The organism is SAR202 cluster bacterium (genome assembly GCA_009392515.1).
Taxonomy (GTDB): domain Bacteria; phylum Chloroflexota; class Dehalococcoidia; order Lucifugimonadales; family UBA6952; genus UBA6952.
The window spans coordinates 1-8,381 of record VFGE01000061.1; the positions used below are offsets into that span (position 1 = coordinate 1).

Below are 8,381 nucleotides of genomic sequence, written 5' to 3' on the forward strand. Positions count from 1 at the left end.
GGAGGATATAATGGCAAATACAGGTTTATCAGCAGTTTGGCATGACGAGGGAAATAAGTTTGAGATTCGAGAATTTCCAGTACCGGAAATAGAAGACAATGGTGTGAGTATACGGGTACAAGCAACTAGTGTATGTGGATCAGATCTTCATGTTTGGCGAGGTGACGGCAGGACAGAAAACGATGCACCGAGAGACCCTTTCGTATTTGGACATGAGATGATGGGCTCTGTAGCTGGTCTAGGTAAAAATATAACAACAGATTCTTTAAGAAATCCTCTCAAAGAAGGTGATAGGGTAGTATTCAGTTATTTCTTTCCTTGTATGCGTTGTTATAACTGCATTAGGGGGGAAATGGGAGCATGTAAATTTAGAATGGGAAGAATTCCTGTCAATGAATGGCCTGTATGTAATGGAGGATTTGCTCAATATTATTATTTAAGAAGTCCTCAATTTCTGTTTAAACTTCCTGATGAAATAGATGATGCAACTGCAGCTCCTATCAATTGTGCTTTAGCTCAGGTTATGGAAGCTTTTCATATAGCTAAACCACGATTTGGAGACAATGTTGTTATACAAGGTGCTGGAGGATTAGGCGTTAATGCTACGGCAGTTGCCGCAGAAATGGGAGCAAACAAAATCATTGTCATAGATGGACAAAAACCACGATTAGATCTTGCAAAGCAGTGTGGCGCCACCGACATTATAAATCTTACTGATTATCCAACAGTAGAGTCCAGAGTAGAAAAAGTAATGGAGCTTACAAATGGAATAGGTGCAGATATTGTTATAGAACTTGTTGGTTTTCCTGCAGCAGTAGAAGAGGGAGTACAAATGTGTCGAATGAGAGGGACATACCTTGAAGTCGGTCATATTTCTCCAAATAGCATGGTATCTCTTGATGTTCAAAAATTAGTAGCAAATCAAATTAGATTTCATGCAATACAACACTATGATCCATGGATACTTCCTAATGCGGTAAACTTTGTTCAGAAAACGTTAGGTAAATATCCATTAACTGATGTAATATCTCATAAATTCCCGATCGAAGATATTGAAAATGCCTTTCGAACAGCAGAATGGTTAGGAACAGATAAAGGAAGTGTTGTTACTCGTGCAATAGTAACGCCATAAATATATGAATACAGGTAAGTTACCAAATGAACTTATGAATAAACTGCTTGCCAAAATTCACTCAAATGACCCACGAGTTATTCTTGGTCCTTCTTTGGGTGAAGATGCAGCAATCATAGCTATGGAAAATCGCAACTTGGTTGTAAGTAGTGATCCTATAACGTTCACATCTACTGACATAGGTTGGTACTCCGTTCATATCAATGCCAATGATATTGCTACAAGAGGAGCAAAACCTCTTTGGTTTTTAGCAACTATATTAGCTCCACCAGATACAAATGAATCAACTATAGAAAATGTGCTTTCCCAAATTAAAGAGACTTGCAATTCATTAGAAATCGAACTTGTTGGCGGCCATACAGAAGTTACAGAAAGTGTTACTAACTTAATAGTTTCTGGGACTATGTTAGGTGAAACAATTAATGAATCAATCCTTCGTACCTCAAATATCAAGTCAGGTGATTCAATCCTATTAACAAAGTATATTGGCATTGAGGGAACAGGAGTTTTAGCTCATGAATTTGAAAACATACTTCTGAAATCAGGAATAGATAAGTCATTAATTAATGAAGCTCAAAACTTCATATTTGAACCTGGTTTAAGCATTATTAATGAAGCTTTATTCTCCATGGATAATTTCCAGATAAAATGTATGCATGATCCAACTGAAGGTGGTATATCAACAGCACTTATAGAAGTAAGTGAATCTATAAATAAAAAATTCATCATTGAAGAAAAAAATATTCCTATTTCATCGATAACTAAAGAAATATGTAAAATCCTACATATTGATCCTTTGGGAATATTATCTTCAGGTTGTTTACTAATTTTTTGTGAAACTTCGAGTGCAAAAGCTTTACAACAATCATTAGAAACAAATAATATTCAAACCTCTATAATAGGGAAGGTAGTAGAAGGAAATGGTGTTCATCTTCTTGAAAATGAAATAGAAAAACCTATGCCTGAGTTTGATAGAGATGAAATCGCAAGATATATATCAGAAACCTCCAAAGACATATAAAAAGGAAATAATGCCATACAGCTACTCAGATATTGTCTATATTTTAAATATAGTACCCAGAAAAGATAAGTCGGGATTAATTAAATGCATAGTTGATATATGTAACAGTACGACAGAAGATGAACAAAAAAATTCTGAATATGTTTACGAGAATTGGAATGAATTTATAGAAAACTTTCATAAAAAACTTTATCAACCCGATCCTAATTTGCGTTCAAGTGTTCCATGGGAAGTTTTACAAGAAGATGAAATTCTAATTGAAATAGAAAAACTAATTGGTTTAAAATTTACCCATCAACAATTATCTCATCTACAAAATATCTAAGAAAATACGCTATAATAATTAGATGATGATAAGTACACCTTGCAAAAATATATGCAAATATGACAAAACTGACACATATTGTATAGGTTGCTACAGAACTATTAACGAAATAGCTCAATGGATGATATTTTCTGAAGAAAAACGTATAGAGATTATGCGTCTATTGCCTGGAAGGAAAAAAGACTTAAGTAGTCAATAAAGTATCGAATGAAAATTAAATTAATGGAGAATTAATTATGAGCCAATTAGTTTTTATTCATGGCCCAGGAGCAGGGGGATGTTCTGCAGCTTACGAATATCAATTACGCCATTTCCCAAATAGTGTAGCTCCCGATTTACCAGGCCATTTAGAAGGCGAAAGATGCCTTACTGTAAAGAGCTATACCGATTGGGTAAGAGGATGGTTATGGGCACAAAACATGAAAGAAAACCTTGTACTTGTCGGATATACACTAGGTGCATCTATCGCTCTTCAATACGCCCTTGATTTTCCAGACGAAGTTGCGGGTATAGTTATTATGACAGTTGCAATGGAGCCTAAAGTACGAGCTCCAGGAACTTATGAAATGCGATTAAGGGCAGTAGAAGATTCTACAGTATATGAGGATGAATGGATAAAATTTCAAAGAGTCGCTATGGAATGGGTAGAACCAGAATATCGAGAACGACTAATGAAAAAACATAGAGAAGTTGGCCCCATGTCCCAATATTATGATTTAAAAACAATAGATGAATTTGATGTACGTGACAGAATTCATACTCTTAAACCTAAATTATTACTTTTACGAGGATTAGCAGACCACGGTAATCCTCCCAAGTATGAAGAAAAAATACACCAAGCAGTACCTGGTTCTGAATATATTGAATTTGATAACGCTGGACATTTCCCTGTTACTGAAATCCCAGATACAGTTAACCAATTAATTGAAAAATTTCTTACTGATATATAGATTGCCAATTTAATCTATTGTAAACAATCAGGCCATTTTGTAGACTATCACAATACAATTTTTACCCATATTATGAGGTTTTTAATGTTTAAAATAAATCATCATACTTATTTTTTAATAATACTCACAACATTTTGTTTATTGTTATTTTCAGGCTGTGAAGTAGAGGTGGAAGAAATCAAAGACTCTGTAACCTCGAGGATTCCTACAAACGAAACTCCTGTAGCAACACAAGAAGATCTTACAAAAGATAGAACTACCAAACCAGAAAAAGAATTAACAACTCAAGACAATACTACTAGGCCGGTACCTACTCCCACACCTACTACAGAACCGACACCCACACCTACTCCAGAACCGACTGCTACTCCTACTGCAGAACCAACTCCTACTCCTACACCACTACCTCAGGCACCGATGCCACCTGGATCCCATTTACCCTTAATCGCAACAGAATCAGTCTTAGGGATTGATATAGATTGTGATGCTATGAGATTAAATGGGGAATTTACCATTACTAATGAATTAGGCTCTAATATTATTAACGGAACTGACGGAAACGATAAAATTGATGGAGGTACAGTTAATGTAACTATATATGGAGGAGATGGTAACGATATAATTTGTGGTGGATCTGGTATTAGTACATTGTATGGAGGAAATGGTAATGATGTACTAATTGGAGAAAAAGGAGCAGATACATTATACGGAGATGCTGGAGATGATACATTAATTGGTAGTGGTAATACGGTGAGTATAGAATTTCTATGGGGTGGCACAGGTAATGATTGGTTAAATGGAGGTACTGGTGTTGATTATTTGTATGGAGAATCAGGAAATGACACGCTCTGGGGAGGAGATCAAGATGACAAGCTCTACGGAGATGGTCAAAATGCCAATATTGAATATTGTCCAGATAACCTTCCTTGTAATGACTGGTTGATTGGCGGACTTGGTTCTGACAGTCTCAATGGTGGCCCAGGTGATGATTCAATTCAAGGAGACTTACTATTAAGTCAATTAAATGAATTGGCAGCTGAACCAGAATATGCAGATGGGGATATGTTTAGAGGAAATTATGGAAATGACTACATGATTGACTTTGGAGGTAAAAATACTTTTTATGGTGGATCAGGAGATGACATCATTATCGGGGGCAAAAATGTTGATCATATAGAAGGTCAAGAAGGAACAGATCGTATTTGGGGAATGGATGGTAATGATCAACCATTAAGTGGTGATCTCACCCAAGACAAATACCAAACTGAAAATGACGAAGTATACGGCGGAAATGGTAATGACATTCTTAGCAAGGCCAAGATTAAACTTGGTGGACCTGGGGAAGATGGCTGTAGAGGTGTTGAACCCATAGAAGCATTCAAGGTTGCTTGTGATGATGCAGATTGGACAGGAGATAAACCTCTATAATCCAATTATTCGAGATTATGAAAAATAATCAATCTGAACAAAATACCAACAAACTCATCGTATTTTATGATGGATATTGCATCCTTTGTAATCGAACAATTGACTTTGTTATAAAATACGACAAAAAAGAAAAGATACTATTTGCTTCCTTACAGTCAGATTATGCCATTTCTACCCTCTCAAAATTAAAATATAAATCTGAAAATATAAAAAACATAGACAACGTGATTTATTTACAAAATACTATTCTCAAAATAAAATCGGATGCTATTTTATCAATACTTTCGGATATGGGTGGGATTTATCATTTAAGTAAAATATTTTACTGCATACCAAGATTCATACGTGATTATTTATATGATCAAATTGCTAAAAGAAGATATAAATGGTTTGGTAAACGAAATACATGTAGGATACCTACAAAGGATGAAATTCATAAAATACTTGGATAAGTAAATGTTTGTTTTGATGTATATTGATATATATATTAAGTATATTGATACGTAAATTGTGATAAATCTGATAATATATGATATATTTCATAGAAACAAAACTTAATTAATATTGGAGACTATTTAATACATGCAAACTTTTTTAGCAATATTTAATTCCAATCTAACTCTTTCTGTTAACAAATCCTTAATATCAATTTGTTGCTGTCTTTGTTGCTGTCTTTGTTGTTGTGGAGATCTTAAGGTCTCTTCTAACTTGGAGGTGCGGATGGCATAATTTGTCCTAAGATACACTGAATTAGTTGAGACCTCAAATGAGGTCTTTTTTTTTATAAGGGGGGGGAAATGAATTTTAAATTATTGTGGAAATTTGTAGTAATTTTAGTAACGACTTTTGTTACTTTAATTGCATGTACAGGACCAGAAGGACCACAAGGTCCAGCAGGTCCAGCAGGCCCAGCAGGCCCAGAAGCCTCAAAAGAAACCAATACACTGCCTTCATTTGAAGTCTGGGCAGTTGATCAATCAAGCACTACAAGTTATGGTGGTGGTGGTCTCATTTACATTTGGGATGGTGCTGATATATCTGCAAACGCTAGTGAAGCAACTCCAGAGATTATTGATCTAGCAAAGAAGGCTGAAGAAGCTGGTTGCGAAACTCCAAAAAAACCACACATGATACTTACTAACCATACTAGCCCAAAATCTACACACGTTATTCTCGCTAATGTAGGTTCTGGAGACACGTTTTTCATCAACATTGATACACACACTATAGATGGATGTGTCAACACAATAGGTGGTTTCAATGGAGCAGGTGGAACAGCAAATGCACACGCATCGGTTGGTTCTGTTGATAACAGTATGACAATCGTCGCAAATATTGGTGCCAAAGATGAATCTGGATTCTTGCATAAGATCCAAACTGACTACACTAGCAATAATTATAATCTAGTTGAGACATTAGCTTTGGATCAATTTGCTAATGAATTAGGAACTTCAGTGGTACGCCCAATCTGTCACGATTTCACTGCCGACAGTAAATTTGCGTATGTTACCCTAGCAGGTGGAGGACTACTAGTAGTTGATGTAGGATCTGCAGACGGAAGCACACCTATGAATGTTGTAAAAGTTTATGAAAAGAGTACAGTCCCAGGAATTGGATGTGGTGTGACTCGTCTTCCACTTGGTAAAATAATGACCAATGGTGAAAGTGGTGCAAAAGGAGGAGATGATTTTCTTTATACTTTTGATGCTAGTAGAGCAGGCGATGGAGTATTTCCAGATCCAGTACAGATTGAACTTCCTGGTGAAGATACCCATGGTGCGGTTACCTGTACTGATCAAAACGGAAACTTATTTGCCATAACAAGTATGCGTGTCAGCAATGACGTCAATTTTGTTGACCTGCAAACCAATAAAGTTGTAACTACCCAATCTATGTCAGAATCCTTTAGCTTAGATCCAAAACCAGACGTCGCTGACATAGTAGGTAACAAGATGTTTATTGCTTTGCGAGGCGCTAAACCATTAACTGCTATTGGAGCATTAGAGTTTGCAGGTCGAACTCCTGGAGTAGCTGTTCTTACAATTAACGATAATTGTAAAGGGTTCGATTGGGACTCAAAAGACCTAGCTTCAATGGATGATCCTCTCAGGTTAGTTGATGGAATTTTCCCTGGGCAAAAAATCAGTGCAGCAGATCCTCATGGTCTGGAAATTGTACTGAAATAATACTTTTTAATTATTAAGTGCGGTCGCATGACTTAGATATAAAGTCATACGGCCGCAGAAAACATAATCTTACTTAATTTAAATACAATATAAAGATGATGAGGTAGTTTGGGATGAATATTTTTATTGTATCAACGTTTGACTGTACTGTAGATGATTTTAAAAAATTTATAGAAGAACCAGAAAATGAAAAAGAAATTGCTTTGTGTGTTGCAGAGGCGGAAGTTATTGAGGTGAACCCACACAAAGCAATTTCTTTACTTAATGTAACTAATTTAGACCTTTTTATTCAAACTGTTACTAGCCCTAAATATAAAAAATGGGATGAAGAAAATAATAGTGTAAGCTCAATTTATAGACTCGAAAAGTTAAATTAACACCATTTATTCTTTGGAATGCGTATGTAAAAAAATCTTGATGAGGTTTAGGATAACAATATAATTTAGTACATCGTGATGAATTATTACTGTATCACGATATATCTGAAACATTACCTAATAAATTTTTAAATAAGGATAAGTGATGACAAAATTAGTCCTGAATACAGCAATTGCCAACTACGGACATACGGCTGAAATAATAAATGGAAGTATAGGGTCAAATCGATTCGAAATGGAACATAATGATATCAGTCCTGTTCCTATGATTTTCAGAAGAATGGTTAGAAATTTAGAATTTGATGTAGCAGAAATGGCTCTAGCTACTTATATATGCTCGAAACACTACCAGAAAAAGTTTACAGCGCTTCCAATTTTCTTAACTAGAGGTTTTTATCATACAAATATGATATACCGAAATGGTGCCGAAATCATTAATCCGAAAGATTTAGAAGGCAAAAGAGTAGGTGTTAGAAGTTATACTTTCACACCAGGTGTATGGAGTAGAGGTATTCTTGGTAGTTACCACGGAGTTGATCTTAATTCAATCACTTGGGTAATTGCTGGTGACGAACACATAGAAGAATTCGAATACCCTGAAAACGTTTTGAGATCTCCAACAAGTGATCTATATGAAATGCTTTCTAATGGTGAAGTGGATGCTGTAATAGGGGCGCCTACTAACGGATCACCTGAAATCTTACCATTATTTACCAATCCAGAATCTTTAGATAAAGAATGGTATACTCAAAATCAAATTTATCCCATAAGCCACGTTTTAGTAGTAAAAGACGAACTTCTTGATAATAACCCATGGCTTGGACAAGAAATAGTTGATGTATTTCATAAAGCCAGATCTGAATATCTAGAAGCTTTCAATAAAAACAACTCCAACCAAAATTCTGCTGATCATTCCCAAATGGAATTTGCAAAAATTGTAGGAGAAAATCCTGTGAATTACA

At 35.4% G+C, this 8,381-nt stretch carries 10 protein-coding genes; all 10 read left to right on the forward strand.

Annotated features, from left to right (window positions below; all coding sequences use genetic code 11):
- Nucleotides 1-10 precede the first annotated feature (10 nt).
- A complete protein-coding gene (locus FI695_07980; protein MQG51894.1) occupies nt 11-1,132 on the forward strand; it encodes a zinc-binding dehydrogenase in 1,122 nt (373 codons plus the stop codon).
- 4 nt (nt 1,133-1,136) lie between these two features.
- On the forward strand, nt 1,137-2,153 hold the full coding sequence (locus FI695_07985; protein MQG51895.1) for a hydrogenase expression/formation protein: 1,017 nt from the start codon (nt 1,137-1,139) through the stop codon (nt 2,151-2,153).
- 10 nt (nt 2,154-2,163) lie between these two features.
- Entirely contained in the window at nt 2,164-2,478 is a 315-nt protein-coding gene (locus FI695_07990) for a hypothetical protein (GenBank protein ID MQG51896.1), read from the forward strand.
- Nucleotides 2,479-2,506: 28 nt separating this feature from the next.
- On the forward strand, nt 2,507-2,677 hold the full coding sequence (locus FI695_07995; GenBank protein ID MQG51897.1) for a DUF1289 domain-containing protein: 171 nt from the start codon (nt 2,507-2,509) through the stop codon (nt 2,675-2,677).
- Between the two features lie 37 nt (nt 2,678-2,714).
- A complete protein-coding gene (locus FI695_08000; GenBank protein MQG51898.1) occupies nt 2,715-3,428 on the forward strand; it encodes an alpha/beta hydrolase in 714 nt (237 codons plus the stop codon).
- A gap of 84 nt (nt 3,429-3,512) precedes the next feature.
- Nucleotides 3,513-4,856, forward strand: a complete 1,344-nt coding sequence (locus FI695_08005; protein ID MQG51899.1) for a calcium-binding protein — start codon at nt 3,513-3,515, stop codon at nt 4,854-4,856.
- A gap of 17 nt (nt 4,857-4,873) precedes the next feature.
- Nucleotides 4,874-5,308 (forward strand): DUF393 domain-containing protein, encoded by a 435-nt coding sequence (locus tag FI695_08010; GenBank protein ID MQG51900.1) that lies wholly within the window; start codon nt 4,874-4,876, stop codon nt 5,306-5,308.
- 345 nt (nt 5,309-5,653) lie between these two features.
- Nucleotides 5,654-7,042, forward strand: coding sequence for a hypothetical protein (locus tag FI695_08015; protein MQG51901.1), 1,389 nt, complete (start codon nt 5,654-5,656; stop codon nt 7,040-7,042).
- A 113-nt stretch (nt 7,043-7,155) separates the two neighbouring features.
- Nucleotides 7,156-7,419, forward strand: coding sequence for a hypothetical protein (locus FI695_08020; GenBank protein MQG51902.1), 264 nt, complete (start codon nt 7,156-7,158; stop codon nt 7,417-7,419).
- 145 nt (nt 7,420-7,564) lie between these two features.
- A partial coding sequence (locus FI695_08025; GenBank protein ID MQG51903.1) for an ABC transporter substrate-binding protein occupies nt 7,565-8,381 on the forward strand: 817 nt, incomplete at its 3' end.

Coding starts and splice junctions, on each gene's coding strand:
- FI695_07980 (MQG51894.1), top strand. CDS start 11: ATGGCAAATACAGGTTTATCAGCAGTTTGGCATGACGAGGGAAATAAG.
- FI695_07985 (MQG51895.1), top strand. CDS start 1,137: ATGAATACAGGTAAGTTACCAAATGAACTTATGAATAAACTGCTTGCC.
- FI695_07990 (MQG51896.1), top strand. CDS start 2,164: ATGCCATACAGCTACTCAGATATTGTCTATATTTTAAATATAGTACCC.
- FI695_08000 (MQG51898.1), top strand. CDS start 2,715: ATGAGCCAATTAGTTTTTATTCATGGCCCAGGAGCAGGGGGATGTTCT.
- FI695_08005 (MQG51899.1), top strand. CDS start 3,513: ATGTTTAAAATAAATCATCATACTTATTTTTTAATAATACTCACAACA.
- FI695_08010 (MQG51900.1), top strand. CDS start 4,874: ATGAAAAATAATCAATCTGAACAAAATACCAACAAACTCATCGTATTT.
- FI695_08015 (MQG51901.1), top strand. CDS start 5,654: ATGAATTTTAAATTATTGTGGAAATTTGTAGTAATTTTAGTAACGACT.
- FI695_08020 (MQG51902.1), top strand. CDS start 7,156: ATGAATATTTTTATTGTATCAACGTTTGACTGTACTGTAGATGATTTT.